This is a genomic window from Rhizobium sp. P32RR-XVIII, assembly GCF_012641395.1.
In the GTDB taxonomy this organism is placed as follows: Bacteria; Pseudomonadota; Alphaproteobacteria; order Rhizobiales; family Rhizobiaceae; genus Rhizobium.
In genome coordinates, this window is record NZ_JABAIH010000002.1 from 216,355 (window position 1) to 233,320 (window position 16,966).

Annotated in this window: 13 protein-coding genes and 1 tRNA gene; 7 read left to right on the forward strand and 7 right to left on the reverse strand. The window is 58.8% G+C overall.

What is annotated here, in order from left to right; translation table 11 throughout:
- Positions 1–13 precede the first annotated feature (13 nt).
- The 3 genes from iolD to HGP14_RS06065 all read right to left on the reverse strand — a co-directional run bounded on the left by iolD (position 14) and on the right by HGP14_RS06065 (position 4,958).
- Positions 14–1,864 carry a 3D-(3,5/4)-trihydroxycyclohexane-1,2-dione acylhydrolase (decyclizing) gene (gene iolD, locus HGP14_RS06055; protein ID WP_168828963.1) on the reverse strand — a complete coding sequence of 617 codons (1,851 nt, stop codon included), beginning with the start codon at positions 1,862–1,864 and terminating at the stop codon, positions 14–16.
- Positions 1,865–2,059: 195 nt separating this feature from the next.
- Positions 2,060–3,994 carry a bifunctional 5-dehydro-2-deoxygluconokinase/5-dehydro-2-deoxyphosphogluconate aldolase gene (iolC, locus tag HGP14_RS06060; protein ID WP_168828964.1) on the reverse strand — a complete coding sequence of 645 codons (1,935 nt, stop codon included), beginning with the start codon at positions 3,992–3,994 and terminating at the stop codon, positions 2,060–2,062.
- A gap of 88 nt (positions 3,995–4,082) precedes the next feature.
- A complete protein-coding gene (locus tag HGP14_RS06065; protein ID WP_168828965.1) occupies positions 4,083–4,958 on the reverse strand; it encodes a MurR/RpiR family transcriptional regulator in 876 nt (291 codons plus the stop codon).
- A gap of 196 nt (positions 4,959–5,154) precedes the next feature.
- Here HGP14_RS06065 and HGP14_RS06070 point away from each other — a divergent pair, with 196 nt between their 5' ends.
- From HGP14_RS06070 to HGP14_RS06090, 5 genes are all read left to right on the forward strand, one after another.
- Entirely contained in the window at positions 5,155–6,270 is a 1,116-nt protein-coding gene (locus HGP14_RS06070; protein ID WP_168828966.1) for a Gfo/Idh/MocA family protein, read from the forward strand.
- 84 nt (positions 6,271–6,354) lie between these two features.
- The gene (locus HGP14_RS06075; RefSeq protein ID WP_168828967.1) at positions 6,355–7,572 is read left to right on the forward strand and encodes an NAD(P)/FAD-dependent oxidoreductase; all 1,218 of its coding nucleotides are present in this window, start codon (positions 6,355–6,357) and stop codon (positions 7,570–7,572) included.
- Between the two features lie 84 nt (positions 7,573–7,656).
- Positions 7,657–7,747: transfer RNA gene (locus HGP14_RS06080), tRNA-Ser, on the forward strand.
- A gap of 80 nt (positions 7,748–7,827) precedes the next feature.
- Positions 7,828–8,199, forward strand: a complete 372-nt coding sequence (locus tag HGP14_RS06085; RefSeq protein ID WP_205927051.1) for a hypothetical protein — start codon at positions 7,828–7,830, stop codon at positions 8,197–8,199.
- A 354-nt stretch (positions 8,200–8,553) separates the two neighbouring features.
- Complete coding sequence (locus tag HGP14_RS06090; protein ID WP_168828968.1) at positions 8,554–9,288, forward strand: LuxR C-terminal-related transcriptional regulator; 735 nt, start codon at positions 8,554–8,556, stop codon at positions 9,286–9,288.
- Here the strand turns inward: HGP14_RS06090 and HGP14_RS36175 are convergent.
- The 4 genes from HGP14_RS36175 to HGP14_RS06110 form a co-directional block, all read right to left on the reverse strand.
- Entirely contained in the window at positions 9,285–11,192 is a 1,908-nt protein-coding gene (locus tag HGP14_RS36175) for a flagellin (RefSeq protein ID WP_168828969.1), read from the reverse strand. The genes HGP14_RS06090 and HGP14_RS36175 overlap by 4 nt on opposite strands.
- A gap of 593 nt (positions 11,193–11,785) precedes the next feature.
- Positions 11,786–13,075 (reverse strand): alpha/beta hydrolase family protein, encoded by a 1,290-nt coding sequence (locus HGP14_RS06100; protein WP_168828970.1) that lies wholly within the window; start codon positions 13,073–13,075, stop codon positions 11,786–11,788.
- A 135-nt stretch (positions 13,076–13,210) separates the two neighbouring features.
- The gene (locus HGP14_RS06105) at positions 13,211–14,242 is read right to left on the reverse strand and encodes an ABC transporter substrate-binding protein (protein ID WP_168828971.1); all 1,032 of its coding nucleotides are present in this window, start codon (positions 14,240–14,242) and stop codon (positions 13,211–13,213) included.
- A gap of 141 nt (positions 14,243–14,383) precedes the next feature.
- On the reverse strand, positions 14,384–15,415 hold the full coding sequence (locus HGP14_RS06110; protein ID WP_168828972.1) for an ABC transporter substrate-binding protein: 1,032 nt from the start codon (positions 15,413–15,415) through the stop codon (positions 14,384–14,386).
- Positions 15,416–15,721: 306 nt separating this feature from the next.
- Between HGP14_RS06110 and HGP14_RS06115 the strand changes: the two genes are divergently transcribed.
- The gene (locus tag HGP14_RS06115) at positions 15,722–16,618 is read left to right on the forward strand and encodes an SDR family NAD(P)-dependent oxidoreductase (protein WP_168828973.1); all 897 of its coding nucleotides are present in this window, start codon (positions 15,722–15,724) and stop codon (positions 16,616–16,618) included.
- A gap of 31 nt (positions 16,619–16,649) precedes the next feature.
- Complete coding sequence (locus HGP14_RS06120; RefSeq protein WP_168828974.1) at positions 16,650–16,955, forward strand: putative quinol monooxygenase; 306 nt, start codon at positions 16,650–16,652, stop codon at positions 16,953–16,955.
- Positions 16,956–16,966: the final 11 nt, after the last annotated feature.

Consider the following 16,966-nt stretch of genomic DNA (forward strand, 5'->3'; position numbering starts at 1 on the left):
GTCTCAAAATCGATCACCCGACGCGCTGGGCAGCGCGCGCCTTGACGTAAGCCGCATGCGCCTTGTTGACCTCACCGCGCGGGCTGACTTCCGGCACGGCAACATCCCACCAGTGGCCGCCGGCCTCCGTCGTGATCAGCGGATCGGTGTCGATGACGAAAACCGAGGTGCGATCGTTCTTTTTCGAATCGACGATCGCCCTTTCGAGTTCGGCGATCGAAGCGACTTTGATGGCGATGGCCCCCATGCTTTCGGCGTGCGCCCGGAAGTCGATCTCCGGCATCACCTCATGGCGGGCATCCTTCAGCAGGTTGTTGAAGTTCGCGCCGCCGGTCGCCATTTGCAGCCGGTTGATACAGCCGTAGCCGCGATTGTCGAGAACGACGATATTGAGCTTGAGGCCAAGCATGACCGAGGTCGCAAGCTCGGAATTCAGCATCATGTAGGACCCGTCGCCAACCATGACGACGACCTCCCTTTCCGGATGGGCCATCTTGGCGCCGAGGCCGCCGGCGATCTCGTAGCCCATGCAGGAGAAGCCGTATTCAAGGTGGTAACTGCCGGGGACCGTGGCCGGCCACAGCTTGTGCAGCTCGCCGGGGAGGCCGCCGGCTGCGCAAAGGGCGATCGACTTCTCCAGATCGATCGAGCGCGTGACAGCGCCGATCACCTGCGCGTCGGAGGGCAGGGCGGCATTGGTGGTTGCCATCGCCTTTGCGGCGGCATCCATCCAGCGGCTCTTTTCGCTGGCGGCCTTTTCGGCGAGCGCCGCCGGAGCCTTCCAGCCGGCAAGGCCGCTCGACAGCGCCTTCAAGCCTTCTCGCGCATCGGCAACGAGCGGATGGCCGTCGTGCTTCAGCGCGTCGTAGGCCGCAATGTTGAGGCCAATCATCTTCAAGCTTTCATTCTTGAAGAGCGCCCAGGAGCCGGTCGTGAAATCCTGCAGCCGGGTCCCGACGGCGATGATGAGATCGGTTTCCTCGGCAATCGCGTTGGCAGCCGACGTACCCGTCACGCCGACCGAACCGAGCGCCAGCGGATGCCGCTCGTCGATTGCCGACTTGCCGGCCTGGCTAACGACGACGGGAACGCCGTGGGCTTCGGCAAAGGAGGTCAGCTCCTTCGTTGCCTGCGAATAAAGCACTCCGCCGCCAGCGACGATCACCGGCTTTTCGGATTTCTTGATCAGTGCGATGGCATTCGCCAACTCGTCCGCATCCGGGCGCGGCCGGCGCTGCGTCCAGAGACGTTCCTCGAAAAAGCTTTCCGGGTAGTCGAAGGCCTCCGCCTGCACATCCTGGCAGAGCGACAGCGTCACCGGACCGCAGTCGAGCGGATCGGTCAGCACCTGCATGGCGCGCTTCAGCGCCGTCATGATCTGCTCGGGGCGGGTGATGCGATCGAAATAGCGCGAGACCGGGCGGAAGGCGTCGTTGGCCGAAACCGTGCCGTCGCCGAAGTCCTCGATCTGCTGCAGCACCGGATCCGGTGCCCGATTGGCGAAGACGTCGCCGGGCAGGAAGAGGACGGGAATGCGGTTGACATGCGCAACCCCCGCCGCCGTCACCATATTCAAGGCGCCGGGGCCGATCGAGGTCGTGCAGGCCATGAAGCGTTGGCGGAAGCTCGCCTTGGCATAGGCGATCGCGGCGTGCGCCATGCCCTGTTCGTTATGGGCGCGATAGGTCGGCAGCTCGCCGCGCACCTGATAAAGCGCTTCGCCGATGCCCGCGACGTTGCCATGGCCGAAGATCGCCCAGACGCCGCCGAAGATCGGCACTTTCTTGCCGTCGATCACCGTCATCTGCTTCTTGAGGAAATGCGCGACAGCCTGCGCCATCGTCAATCTTACCGTCTTGCCCATCGGGTCCTCCCGCATCCTTCCTTTTTATTTTCCCCTCCCCAACCCCTCCCCACAAGGGGGAGGGGCTAACCAGCCGCATCGCCTCATGTTTCTACAGCGTTTCTATCCCGCAGGATGGCTGCTGTTTGCTAGAGCGGTGCCCCAAGTTAAGTCCCTCCCCCTTGTGGGGAGGGGCTGGGGAGGGGTTTTAATTCCTCAGTTAAGCCCGCGCGTTTTCAACCAGGCCTCGGTCAACTGCCTGAAACGGTCAGCCATCTCGGCGATCGCTTCTTCGTCGCTCATCCTGCCGGAGAGCCAGGCGCGTGCGGCGTCGGCGAAAATCGTGCGCCCCACCGCAAAACCCTTGACGGATGGCGCGGCGAGCGTCGCCTCGAAGCCTTTCACGAGCTCCTCGGCGGGCGCCTCCAGCCCAAGCAGCACGATGCCCCGGCACCACGGATCGTTCTTGGCGATCACGGCGTCGATCTTCTTCCAGGCAGCACTCGAAGCCTGCGGCTCGAGCTTCCACCAATCGGGCTTGATGCCGAGCGCGTAGAGTTCCTCCATCGCAGTCGGGATCGTGTCGTCGGTGAGCGGCCCGTTCTTGCTGGCGATGATCTCGACCAGCAGCTCTCGGCCCACTTTGCGCGCCGCTTCGAAAAGCGTGCGAAGCTTTTCCTGCTGCTCCTTCTTCAAGTCGGCCGGATCATCCGGATGATAGAAGCACAGGCACTTGATGCAATGGTCGAGCGGCCATTCGACGAGCTGCGAGCCGATGTCCTGGCTGAATTCGAACCTCAGCGGCTTGGAGCCCGGCAACTCGACCGGGCGGCCGATCCAGGAAAAATTCTTCGTCGCCGCATCGAAAAAGGCATCTCGCCCGAAGCGTTCGTCGATCAGCATGCCGTAGCCGCTGCGGCCATCGGCAACGCGTGCGGCTGCTTCGACAGCAAGACGCTTAAACTGGGCGATCTTCTTGTAGTCGGTGCCAAGCTCGTCGCAAACGCTGGTCAGCTGCGAACGATGGTCGATCGCAAACGCCATCAAGAGCGGAATTTCGCCCTTGCGAGTCGACGCCCAATGGACGTGGTTGATCGCCTCGTCCTTGCGCAGCGCCCGGTGCTTGCTGCCGTTCTTCAGGAAGAAATCGAGCTCCGCCCAGGTTGGGTATTCTGGCGAACAGAGCAGGCGGGAGACAGCAAACGCGCCGCAGGCATTGGCCCAGGTGGCGCAGGTTTTCAGCGGTTCGTCTTTCAGCCAGCCGCGCAGGAACCCAGACATGAAGGCGTCGCCGGCCCCGAGAACGTTGAAGACTTCGATCGGAAAGCCCTGGCCGACGATGCCCGCCTCGAGATCGTCCGAAATCGGTCCGTCATAAACGACGCAGCCCATCGCGCCGCGCTTCAGCACGATTGTCGCCGGCGACAGACGGCGGATTTCCTTCAGCGCGCCGAGCACGTCATCCGCGCCGGAGGCGATCAGGATTTCCTCTTCCGTGCCGACGATCAGGTCGCAATCCGGCAATGTCTCCTTCATCTTCGAGGAAACGCGGTCGGATTTCACATAGCGCTCGAAACCTTCCGCGTGACCGGCCAGACCCCAGAGATTCGGCCGGTAGTCGATGTCGAAAATGACCCTGCGGCCGTTCGACTTGGCAATGCGGATCGCCTTGCGCTGCGCGGCTTCGGTGTTCGGCCGGGAAAAATGCGTACCGGACACCAGAACGGCGCAGGACGACCTGATGAAGTTCTCGTCGATGTCGCCTTCATCGAGCGCCATGTCGGCGCAATCCGAGCGATAGAAGATCATCGGCGAAACGCCTTCGGCTTCCACCGCCAGAAGCACGAGGGCCGTCAATCGCTCCTTGTCCGTGACGATGCCATCCGTTGCGACACCCTCGCGTGCTGATTGCTCGATGATGAAGCGGCCCATCTGTTCGTTGCCGACGCGGGTGATAAGCCCGGACCTGAGGCCGAGACGCGCAGTACCGATCGCGATATTGGCCGGGCAGCCGCCGACGGATTTCGCAAATGAGCCGATATCTTCCAGCCGGGAGCCGATCTGCTGGCCATAGAGATCGACGGAAGAGCGGCCGATAGTGATGACATCGAGAGACGGTTCGGGCTGTGGACCCGGATTCGGTTGCACCATGGTCTCCTCCGCGGGATTTTGCAGACCGTTGCCGCCTGCAGCTTCCGCAATGAAACATCGGTTCCGAATTTTTGTCAATTCGGAATATCTATTCCATTTCTCCTTTTTCGGCTTTTCGGACTTTAAGTTTGCGCCGGCGCTCGGCAATCGCCACCGGCAGCGCCATTGTCAGCGCCATGGCGGCCGAAAGGGAGCGAAAACCGGCGAAGTCCGCTTCGGCAACTTCGAACCAGCAACTCGCCTGCGAGGCGAGCGGCGAAAAGGCCGAGTCGGTAATCGCAACGACGGGCACGCCACGGTTGACGAGTTCCGCGGCCTGGCTGAGGCTGTCGGCCGCGTAGGGCGAAAAGCTTGCTGCGATCGCCGCATCCGTCGGCCTCGCGAACTGCACCATCTCCAAATCGACCCCGTTCGGCGAAGCGACGATCTGATGGCGGATGTTCAGTTTCGAAAAGGCGTAGGTCAGATGCGCCGTCAGAGGGTAGGAGCGGCGCTTCGCTATGAGATATATGGTGTCCGCCGCGGCCAGAATATCGACAGCCTTGGCGAAGGTCTCCGCGTCAACCGTCGCGGCCATGCGGCTGATCGACTGGCTCGCTGCCGAGATGAAGCCGGAAAGCAGATTGGCATCCTCGTCGCCGCCGTCCGATTGTTCCAGCGTGACGAGTCGTTCCTCGTAGCTCAAGGTCCGGTCGCGCAGCCGCGCGCGGAAAATACTCTGGAGATCGGAGAAGCCCTCGTAACCGAGGTGATGCGCGAGCCGGACCAGCGTCGATGGCTGGACCTCCGACGCCGCCGCAATGCTTGCCGTCGTGCCGAAGGCGATCTCGTCGGGATTGGCGAGCGCGAAGGCGGCGACCTGGGCAAGGCGCTTCGGCATGCTTGCCTTGCGCTCGATAATGGTACTGCGCAGGCTTTCGAAATCGCGCGGAACGCGGGCAAGTGTCTTGGCGTCATTATCCATAAGGGCCGTCCACTGGATGAAACAAATATTCCATGATCGGACTATAGATGATTTGGGTTTTTGATCCTAACTGTTTTCATTCAAAGGAATTTGGCCGGGACTGGCTCCCGCTTCCCGCGAATGGCTTAGCGACAACGCTTGTCAAAACGGTCCAGATATTCCAAAAATCGCTGCAGGACATGGAGGAGCGTCCGGCATGAAGTCACTCGGAATCGGTTTGATCGGCACCGGCTATATGGGCAAGTGCCATGCGCTGGCCTGGAATGCGGTGAAACCCGTCTTCGGCGATGTCGAGCGTCCAAGGCTCGTGCATCTCGCCGAAACAACAGTGGAACTCGCCAAATCTCGGGCCGCCGAATTCGGCTTCGAAAAGGCAACGGCGGACTGGAAAGCGCTGATCGCCGATCCGCAGGTCGATGTCGTCTCGGTCACGACACCGAACCAGTTTCACGCCGAGATGGCGATTGCAGCTCTCGAGGCGGGAAAGCATGTCTGGTGCGAAAAGCCGATGGCGCCTTCTTATACCGACGCCGAGCGCATGCTGAAAGCGGCGAGGGCTTCTGGCAAAATCGCGGTGCTCGGATACAACTATATACAGAACCCGATCATGCGGCACATCAAGACGCTGATCGGCGAGGGCGCGATCGGCACCGTCAACCATATCCGCGTCGAGATGGACGAGGACTTCATGGCCGATCCTGAGGCCTTCCTCTACTGGAAGAGCGAACTGTCGGCCGGTTACGGCGCGATCGACGACTTCGCCGTGCATCCGCTATCGCTGCTTTGGTATCTTTTCGGCCATGTCGAGGCCGTCATTGCCGACATGGTGAAGCCTTACGCAGATCGCCCGCTCAGGGATGGCGGGCGGCGGCCGGTCGAAAATCATGATGCCGCAAGCGTCCTGATGCGCCTTGGCGGTGGCATTTCCGCCGTGTTGATGGCCAACCGCGCAGCCTGGGGCCGCAAGGGTCGCATCGCCCTGCAGATATTCGGATCGAAAGGATCGATCACATTCGATCAGGAGCGCTTGAACGAGTTCGAGCTCTATCAGGCTGACAGCCGCGGCACGGAGCAGGGCTACCGCAAGATCCTCGCCGCACCCGCTCACCAGCCCTACGACCGCTTCATTCCGGCGCCCGGCCACGGATTGGGCTTCAATGACCTGAAGATTATCGAATGCCGTGAACTGATACGGGCCATTTCCGGCGCGCCGTCGTCCTTGGTGACATTCGAAGACGGTCTCAGGATAGAGAAGTCTGTTCATGCCATGGCACAGTCCTTCCACGAGCGCCGCTGGATCGAGATCGTCTGACGAGGAAGATTGCTCCTGTTGACGGCGCTGGGGGCGAGGGCTACCTCTCGCCTCTATAGTAAACGCAGTTTCCGGGAGTGAGACGTGACGGACAGATTGGTAATCATCGGTGCGGGGCAGGCGGGTTTCGCGATGGCGGCAAAGCTCCGTGCTCTGAAGGACACCCGGCCGATCACCATCGTCGGCGCCGAAGACGTTCTGCCCTATCAGCGCCCTCCGCTGACCAAGAAATATTTGCTGGGCGAGATGACCTTCGATCGCCTGCTGTTCCGCCCGGAGCACTGGTATCCCGACAATGACGTCGAAATTCGCCTCGCAACCTGGGCAGAGCAGATCTACCGCGATCAGAAGCAGGTCGCGCTGCAGGACGGCTCCATTCTCGACTACGGCACGCTGGCGCTGACGACGGGCTCGACGCCGCGCAGGCTCCCGGCAGCGGTCGGCGGCGATCTTGATGGCGTCTATGTCGCCCGCGACAAGCGTGACGCCGATCTTCTGGCCGACGAGATGCGCCCCGGCCGCCGTGTCCTTATCATCGGCGGCGGCTATATCGGCCTCGAAGCGGCGGCTGTCGCGCGCCATCGCGGGCTTGAAGTGACCGTCATCGAAATGGCCGAACGAATCCTCCAGCGCGTCGCCGCCAAGGAGACGGCTGATATCGTCCGGGCGATTCACCAATCGCATGATGTGGCGATTCGCGAACACACTGGCCTCAAGCGCCTTGTCGGCAAGGATGGGCGTGTTTGCGGAGCAGAACTCTCCGACGGCTCCGTCATCGACATCGATTTCGCCATCGTCGGCATCGGCGTCGTCCCCAACGACCAATTGGCCCAGGACGCGGGCCTTGATATTGCAAACGGCATCATCGTCGACGAGTTTGCCCGTACGTCGGATCCCTCGATCTACGCCGCCGGCGATTGCGCCATGCTGCCGTGGCACGGCGGGCGAATCCGGCTCGAATCGGTGCAGAACGCCGTCGACCAGGCCGAAGCCGCGGCCGCGATCATTGCCGGCGGCGATGCTCCATACGACCCGAACCCGTGGTTCTGGTCCGATCAGTACGACATGAAGCTGCAGATCGCCGGCTTCAATCTCGGCTACGACGAGACGATTCTCCGCCCCGGAGTCCGCGAAGGCGCGCACTCCATCTGGTATTTCAGGAAGGGCGAGTTCATCGCCGTCGATGCGATCAACGACGCAAAGGCCTATGTGACCGGCAAGAAGCTCCTGGAATCGGGCGTCAAACCGGACAAGGCGGTCCTCGCCGACGCATCGGCCGACCTCAAGCAACTGCTTTCGTGATGCGGGAGGACGTCTTCGACCGTCCGTGAAAAAGCCTAAAAAGAGCTTGATTCACCTGCCGAATAACTCTATCAGGCTCCCACCGGAGAGGTGGCCGAGTGGTCGAAGGCGCTCCCCTGCTAAGGGAGTATACGTCAAAAGCGTATCGTGGGTTCGAATCCCATCTTCTCCGCCATTCAGCCGTAATTGATTTCATTGCGTTTTTCGAAGCCTCGGTTTGGGTTCGTACCCACGACTGTGCCCAGAGGCTTTTCAATGTACATCTCGCGTCATGGCAACGGCTATCGCTTCCAGCGGCGAAATCCGGCTAACTTGGTTCCGATTCTCGGCGCCATGATGTCCGGAAGCGCGATGCGACGACGACCGCCTGATCTATGTGAACAACGTCCTGAAGGGAAAGCTTCTGCAATCCGAAACTTTGGTGCAACAGGCGGAGAACAACACCAAGGAACAGTTCTCCAACTCCCGGACCTCAAGAACGCTATCATGGATGCGTTTGCGGCTCACGAGGCTATGAGCAAGCAGGATTCCGAGAAGGTGCGCGAGGGGCTGAACGATGTGCTTTTCGGTCCCGGGCAGCTCTATGAACATCTCCGCGAGCGGGGCGAACAGCTGGGCGCGTGCTGAGTGCTTTTTGGCGCTCTGACGCGTAGCGCTGTGGCGCGCCCAATGCGGCAGAGCGTGACGTCGATCTCCTTCCAATACGAAACACCGACGTCCGGCTCCTGACGTCGACCCTGGCATGGCTCACACGCTCGATCCCAATGGCGACGTTCCGGGCCTGTGGGTCCGGTATGTGGGAAATGGCTTTGTTCCCGGCAGCAGCAACAACTGTCCTGATCCATCGAACGATCGGGATGGGCCGAAGGACAGGCAGCCATGAGGCCGCCTGTCGACGCCGTTTCACGACATTGCTGCGTTCCTCTTGCCGGGCCGTTGCCGCGAGTGTAAGGCAAGATTTTTCAACTTAATAATGTTTAAATGACTCGAGAAACACCTTTTGCCGTCGTCATCCGCCGTATGCTCGATGCTTGGATTCAAACCAGTCCGGAACAGCCGGCCGCCGCCGTCGAAATCTATGGTGGTGTCCTCGACATGCTGGGGATCAAGATGCGGCTGACCGTCTTCCGAATAGAGGGCGACGATCCGCTGGAGTGGAGCATCAAAGTGATCCGCCACTCCGGGTTCACGTCGCGGGTTCTCCCCATCAACAAGATATTCAGCGACGGCCGTATCGGTGACTTTAAGGATAGGCGATACATGGACGAGGCTGTTATTCCGCGCCTGAGAGAGGTTCTGGAGCGGCAACAGCCGGCAACGGAACTTGTCAAAACCAAGCTGTTCGGCGTGAACCTTGGATACGACCGCATTCTCCTGCCGCAGAAGAACGTCCGGCGTCCGGAATGGGTGATCTCGTCCACCTACGCGCAATTCCTGCTAAGTCCTCCGGAAAGGCGCGAAAAGCTGGATGTAGCAGACGAAGCAATTGTTCAATTGCTAATCGAGGGGGCTTCGGCGAAGGAAATCGCGGCGACTCTCGGGAGTTCTCACAGGACTGTCGAGCATCGCCTGGAGAAGATGAAGGTGCGCTACGGAGCGCGAAATACCGTCCATTTGGTCGCCATGCTCATCGCTACGCATATCGACACACTCTCTCCCCGCGGCCGGGACGCCAATGCGATCCACCCCGCGATTGCTACCGAGGCCGAGCACTAGCGGAACAACTGCATGATGTTGGCGGCGTTCGAGTTGGCGATCGACAGCGACTGAATAGCGAGTTGCTTCTGCGTCTGCAGGGCGCTCAGCTTCGACGACTCTTCTTCCATGTTGGCGTCCACCAACTTGCCGACGCCACTATCCATGGAATCCATGAGTTTGCTTGTGAAATCGGTTTGCAGTTCCAAACGCTTCTTGATCGACCCGAGGGCGGCGGTGCCATCCGTGATCTTCGTGGTCACCACATTAATATAGTCGATATAATCATCCAGCATTTCGGGATGCTTGGCGACATCGATATCAAGGAAATTCATCGTCGAACGTGGCTCGCTGCTAACGGAGATATCACTGAACTCGATATGCGTGCCACTCCCCCATTTCCGGTCCACCGCCGGGTTCGACTTCACCATGACGTGATCAGCGTCTGTCGCCTCGATGACAAGACTGTTCCCATAATCCGGATCAAGCATTGAATGGAGCAGGGTCGCCCATTCCTCGGCCGTTTCCACCTTGCCTGTATCCTTGCCAAGAACCTCGTTGACATAGGTCCGGTTGAAGGAGTGGGTGGTCGTGTTGCCGTTCACGGACAAGGTGAAGCTGACATTTATCCCGTCCTCATTATCACCGTCCTTGTAAACGATGAAGGGCTTGAAACCCAATTCCTTGCCCGACCCGCGCGTTCCGAAATCCGACGTCTCCTGCAGGCCGCCGGTGCTGACGCCAACGCTGCTCAGCTTGGCGATTTCCACGTAAGACCCATTGCCGTGCTGTTGACGTGTCGTGATATTTATCGTCTTCGGATCGGGAACCGTATGGCCCGCGCCGTCAGACATCAAATCCCAACTCACATAGGCATCTGCAGGCACGGATGCATCTGGATGCAGCACGGAATTCAGAAGCCCTGCGAACTGGGTGTTGGTCGATATGACGCCGCCCAAGATAACCCCGCCCAAGCTCGCTTCGTACGCATCGACATCCGCCTTGGTGATCGTGATTTGTCTGGAATAACCTGCGTAATAAGGCCCCGGAAGATCACCAAGCCCGGCTGTCGTACCAGGTGGATTAGAAGCCTCCTTATCCAGGATGAGGTCGAACTGAATCTGCGCTCCGGGCAGATTGAAGTCCAGAGGCGACCCGACAGGGAAGTCGTCAAACGAGATCACGCCAGGGCTCCCTGAGTTCCATTCAGGACGCATCCAGCCGGAGCCTTCTTTACCGTTGTACACGGTAGCACCGCCATTCGACGCGAGGTTCGAATAATAGTCGATCCAGTCGGATGAAAGACCCGCCTTGTTGACAATGGAGCGCATGCCGCCAATGTCCCCGACATCGCGCGCATCGGCCTGCAACAGACCGCCGCCCGTGCTGTTGAAAAGGGCGACGTTGGAGAGTTGCAGGTCGATCGTATCCACCCTGACGTTTCCGGCATCGTCACGGATGAAGGCCGATGTGTTGGAGGAGCGGGTTAGGTCGTCGTCGTATATATCGGCGATGTCAGTGTTCAGATAATTGACGCCATTGAAACTCGCGGCTTCGGCAATGGACTGGACCTGCTGTTTCAGCTGTTCGAGTTCGCTCTGTATCTTCGTCTTATCAACGCCGTCCTCCTCGGCTGCTACAAGCTTGGCCTTGAACTGGCTCATGATGTCGACGACGGCGCTCATCCCGGCATAGGCCGTATCGACCTTCGCCGCCCCCAGCCCCAACGCATCCTGAACTGCGGAAGTCGCACCATTGTCCGACCGCATCGTGGTCGCGATCGACCAATAAGCCGCATTGTCGGAAGCAGTCTGAACTCGAAGTCCAGAGCTGACCTGGCTTTGGGTATCGGCAAGCCTAGAACCGATCGACCGCAAAGTCTGGAGAGCCGCCGTGGCGGAAGTGTTGGTCATTATACTGGTCATCAGACTACGCCCAAATCGAAGCTTGAAATGTTCGGTATCATCATGATGCCAGCACGGCTTTATGCCTCGCGCCGACTATGGTTCACGAGGAGTTAACGGAAAAGGTAAACCGGGAGGGTAGAAATACCCGTAGAAATACCGCCCGCAGCTCCGAAATCCGATCGCGTTGAAGTCCCGCTGATCGACGAAAATCGGTTGATGACAGAAGAGCTGGACTCTAGTTTTGCCGTGTACCGACCAATGTACCCAAACCGAGGTTTCGGCGACTCGTGAATCAATGGGTTACGGCCGACTTGGCGAGGAATCCATCTTCTCCACCATCCGTTTTTCATGTCTGGATGTCTGGGAAAATCAGGGCTTCGCGGCCAACATTTTTTTGACCCAGCTTTGGCGTCATGGCTTCAAAGCCATTCCATGTCAGGTGCGGGCTCGGCCAGCGGCGCCGTCAAGGCCAACGAGATTGGCGATTGCTCTGTAACCTACCCGTTTCTTTCTTAAAACAGGGACAGTGTTCGTAGAGCTGGTCGCAATAGATTTTGTGCGAGATTCCCGGCACAGCCGGGAATCTCCGTTTCGCCTAAGCCGATAAACCCTCAGCCTTTCGGCCACCGTTTGTTGGCCCAGGCGGCAACGTAGTCGTAAAGGTTCTTCGTGGCGTTGTCATAGGACACCCCGGTCTGCTCGGAGCAGGGCTTGCAGGGCGTCATGCCGTGAACGGCGCCTTCGACGACGATGAAGTCCTTGTCCTTGCTGGCGGAGAGATCGAAGATCGTTTCCCCGTCTCTGACGAAGTAATGACCGCCCATCGACATCACCAGCGTCGGTATGGTGATCGATTGCACCGCGCAGAGGGTCGAGTTGTTGCTCGAGCAGATATCGATGTCGTTCAATGCATCCTTGGAACGGATGGCATTGGCGCTCAGGAAGGATTTCACGGTCAGGAACAGCGCGCCGCCATTGAGGCTCGCATCGACTTTGGCATTCTTCGGGGTGGACACCCGGACCGAGCGGATCACCTCCGTCGAGATCGAGCCGTCATTCTTCAGGAGTTTTTCCGGCCGCTGGGTGCAGCACCAGACATCCGTCGAGATGTCGGAGAGGCGGGCGCGGTCGCGATACGCGATGAAGGGCTCGTCGTCGCCGCGCCGATCCTTGCCTGATTTCAGGTCTGCCTCCATCTGCAGGGCCTTGTCGATCAGCTTGTTCATGCGAACAGACTGCGCCTTTGAATAGCGCTCGACGAATTCGGCCGAATAATGCGAGTCGCCTTTGGGATTGAACCCGTTTGCCGGATTGAAGGGATCGAGCGCCGGGTCGAGATCGTCTGGCTTGCTCTCGTCGGTCACCGCGGGGTTCAGCCCACGTAACGTATTGATCGTATTGCCGGGGTGGGCATCGAGGAAGACCACGCCGTCTGCCTTCGGCAGATCCTTGACATCCTCCGCCGAGCATTTTGAGAGCTTGTTCGGACCGTCGCAATAAGACGCCCCCTTTTCCGCAACGGCCTGATAGTAGCTCGTGCTGGGTCCGCCGCCGGAATGGCCGATCAGGATCACCGCCTTGATACCGGGCTGCTTTTTCAGGAATTCGACCCCTTGCTTAATATCGAGCGCGATATCCTCGAAATTGACCGCAGCCTCGTTATTGTCCGAGCGCGGATTCATGCCGAGGACCATGAAGCCGCGCTGCGCGAGTTCTTTGGTGGCGATCATGCTCATGAAGTTCGAGGTGCGGTGGATCGCCAGGAAGGCGACAGGTGAGTTGGTGCCGTTATCCGGCTTATAAAGCGCGCCCTTCGTGGCGCTTGGCGAAAACTGGATATATTCCGGGTGGCTTTGCGCGTAGGCCGTGCCGCCCAGGGCAAAGCTAGCTGCAAGTGCCAATGCTAAAGCCAATAACTTATGGATTGAAAACATATATTCCTCCGTTTCAGACAGTGATGAAAGGCAAAGGGAAGAGGAGGGCGCCGATGATCGGCGCCTTAAAGAGGCTTTGCTGGTTTGTAATGGGCGGCGTAGTTAGTTGGCGCTCGCCTGGCCGTAGAGCTTGTCGATGAAGCCGCTCTTGTCGAGATCGGCCATGAAATGGGCGTCGTAGTAATATTCGGCGGGATGCATGGTCATCTGGTGAAAATTATAGACTTCCATCGCCTTCTTGATGCCCTCGACGGAAGGATAGGGCTTCTGTGGCAGCTCGGCGATTTCCTGGTCATACATGTGCTGCTGCGCATCCCGGTCCGTGATGTTGAACCATTTCGCCAGGGCGTCGAAGACGACCTGCTTGTTGGTCTTCGTCAGTGCGATAGCCTCGACGGTGGATTTGACGAAGCGGGCGGCCGCGTCGGGATTGTCCTGGAGCCATTTGCGCTCGACGGTGACGCTCGAGCCGACGAGCGGGATATTGTAGCTCGCGAGGTCGACGAGGTCGTGCCAGCCTTCCTTGGCCGCGATTGCCTGGATCAATTCGCTGCCGACCACGGCATCGACCTGCCCCTTCTCCAGCGCGTTGATATTGTTGCCATTCGCCATCAGCGAAATGTCGTGATCGGGATCCCAGCCCATATGCTCGGCAAAAAGGCGTGCCGTGACATGGGTGACCGAGCCGAGCCCGGAAAAGCCGAGCCGCTTGCCCTTCAGCTGGTCGAGCGAGGTGATGTCGTGAGCGACGATGATATGGTCCTGCAGCTTGTCGTCCGTGGTTGCGAGAATGACGCGGTCGACCGCCCTCGCATCCGTCGCCATGCCGTACATCATCGGGACGCCGCCCCCGATCGAGATCGGCGCTGCCTTGCTGCCCTTGCCGACAAAGCTGTCAGGCACATTGATGCCGCTATGACGGATCTTCTCCGCGGCATCCGGCGTGATGAACTGATGGACGTTCAGCCCGTTCTTTTCGTAGATTCCCGCATCGGCAGCGACAAGGAAGGTTACCTTGTTGATCGAAACGTCGCCAAGAGCGACATCGATCGGCTTCGAGTCGGCGGCAAAGGCAGGAGCGCCAGCCAGGAGCGCCAAGGATAAAGCTGTTGAGATCTGCAGATTTCTGATCATCGTGATCCTCCCAAAATCGATAATGAAGAAAATCCAATTTGTCTCGCCGCGGCCGTGGCAACACGACCGCGACAGGCTGGTACAGCGAGATGAAAACAGTGCAGGCGGAGCAGCTTGGTTGCCGGGCGCTCCAGGCGACGGTCAGTTCGCCTTGGGATCGGCATAGACCTTGTCGATGAAGCCGCTCTTGTCCAATTCAGCGACGAAACTGTCGTCGTAGAAATAGTCGGCGTCATGGCGCTTGAGTTCGCGATGATTGAAGAGTTGTTTCACGAGCTTGATGCCGTCGGCGGCGGGATAAGGCTTTTCCGGCGCGGCGACGACCTGGGCATACATCGCATCCTGCTGTTTGGGATCGTTGATGCCATACCATTTGGTGAGGACGGCTCTCACGACATTCTCGTCCGACTTCATCAGCGCATAGGCTTCGATGGTCGATTTGACGAAGCTCATTGCTTCATCATGATGATCGGCAAGCCACTTGCGTTCCACATTGATGCCGGAGCCGGCGAGCGGGATCTTGTAGTCGGTCAGGTTGACGAGATCCTTGGCGCCGTTCTTCTCGGCCATGGTGTAGTAGATCTCGCTGCCGATGAACGCATCCACCTTACCCTCTTTCAGCGCCGAATAGGCCATCCCTTCTTCCATCAGCGAGATGTCGTCGTTTTGGCTCCATCCTTTCTGGCGCAGAAATTCCAAGGCCATCAGATGGCTGACGGAGCCAAAGCTCGAATAACCGAGACGCTTTCCTTTCAGATCGTCGACGGAATTGAGCGCTTTGGAGCTGATGATATGAAACCGGGCCTGGCTGTCGGTCGTGGCGATGATGACGCGATCGGTCGAACGCGCATCCGTGGTCATGGAGACGATCAGCGGACTGCCGCCGCCGACCGAGATCGGCGCCTTCTCGTCCTGCTCGTCGGTGCCGACGAATTCTGCCGGAACATTGATGCCGCTGCGGCTGATGCGCGAGGCTGCCCCCTTGGTAATGAATTGATGAATGGTCAGGCCGTTCTTCTGGTAGATGCCGTTATCGGCGGCGACCAGGAAGGCCACCTTGTTCAGCGAGACATCCCCAAGGGCGACATCAATTGCGCTGTCCGCAGACGCCGCCATGTTTGCACCGAAAAGCAACGGCAGTGCCACTGCCAGTCGCGCTACGAGTATTCTCATGAATTTCCTCCCATATTTCGCCATCAAGGCCAAACGACAGCGCCCGGGCAAAATGCCAGGTTGCCTTTTATCTCGTATCTGGATACAGGTGCGGAGACTGGTCCGTCGGTAGGGCACACGATCTTCCGGCAATATCCTCCACGCCGGAATAAATTCAGCGTTACACGGACTGCATTTCCCGACAAAGATAAATTGTATTGGTTAGCAAGCTAATTTTTAGCTTCCTACCTAAGTTGCGTTTCATGGCCGGTTTGGTGAAGCATTGGGGGCGCAGCGCGAAATTTCGACCGCCAGGCATCTCATTTATTGCTCAATGGCCTTTCTCGTCTGCGACCTCCAAAAGCCGAAGTCCAAAATGGACAATTATTCCCTTCTCCCTCCATCGATTGTTTGTACCCTTCACAGGATGCGTGGGAGGAGAACAGTGAAATGGCAGATACAAAGCTTTGCATTCTGACAGGCGCCGCTGGCGAGGTCGGTCGGGCGACCGCTAGGCGCTTCGCTGAGAGTGGCTGGTCGATGATCCTCTGTGACCGAACTGATGACGTAAAAGCACTGGCGGAAGGTCTCTCCACTGAGTTCGGACGTCAATGCTTCGGGATTCAGATGGACCTGACCAATGATGCCGAAGTTGATTCTGTCGCCAGAACAGCCGCCGGCCTAGGGATCCCGTTGCGCTTCCTTGGACTGATCGCCGCCATCAACCATCCGGCAATCAGCATAGAGCAGATGGACATGTCCCTCTGGGATAAGGTGCATAACGTAAACCTCCGGGCAAACGTCAAGTTCATCAGTGCTTGCGTTCCACTGCTGCGGAAATCCGGAAATGCTTCCATCGCGACTGTTTCAAGCTTTTGGGGGCGGGAAGGGCATGCATACTTCAGCCCCTATTGCGCCTCGAAGGCGGCGCTGATCTCCCTGACGCAAAGCGTTGCAGCAGAGCTGGCGCCGGCTATCCGGGTCAACTGCGTAGCCCCTGGAAACATCAACACGCCAATGCATTTCAACGCCCTCGCCGTCGAGGCAGAGCAACGCGGCATTTCCGCTGATGAAATGCGCTCCATCGAATGGAACAAGATTCCGATGCGCCGCCCGGCGGAAACTGCGGAAATTGCCTCGGCCATCTATTTCCTCTCGACAGAGGATTCCAGCTACTTTGTCGGCGCCACGCTCGACGTCAACGGCGGCTGCCGATTCACGTAATCGCACGGTCACTCGAGGAGGAAAGCCGCAAATGTCGGATCAGGTAACGGTGATGGCACACCTGGTGGCTCGGCCCGAAAAGGTCGATGAAACCAGGGCATTTCTAATGTCGTTGATTGAGCGAACCCGTGCGGAGAACGGGTGTGTCGACTACGACTTACACCAAAGCGACGACAATCCAGCCGAGTTTTCGTTTTACGAGAACTGGATCAGCCGAGAGGCTTTGGACAGGCATATGGAGACGCCCTACTTGAAGGAATTGGTCGAACGAAAGGACGAGTTCCTCGCGCTGGAACCGGATGTCCGGCTCATGACTATGATATCCAAGCGGAAATAGCGATTTCATGC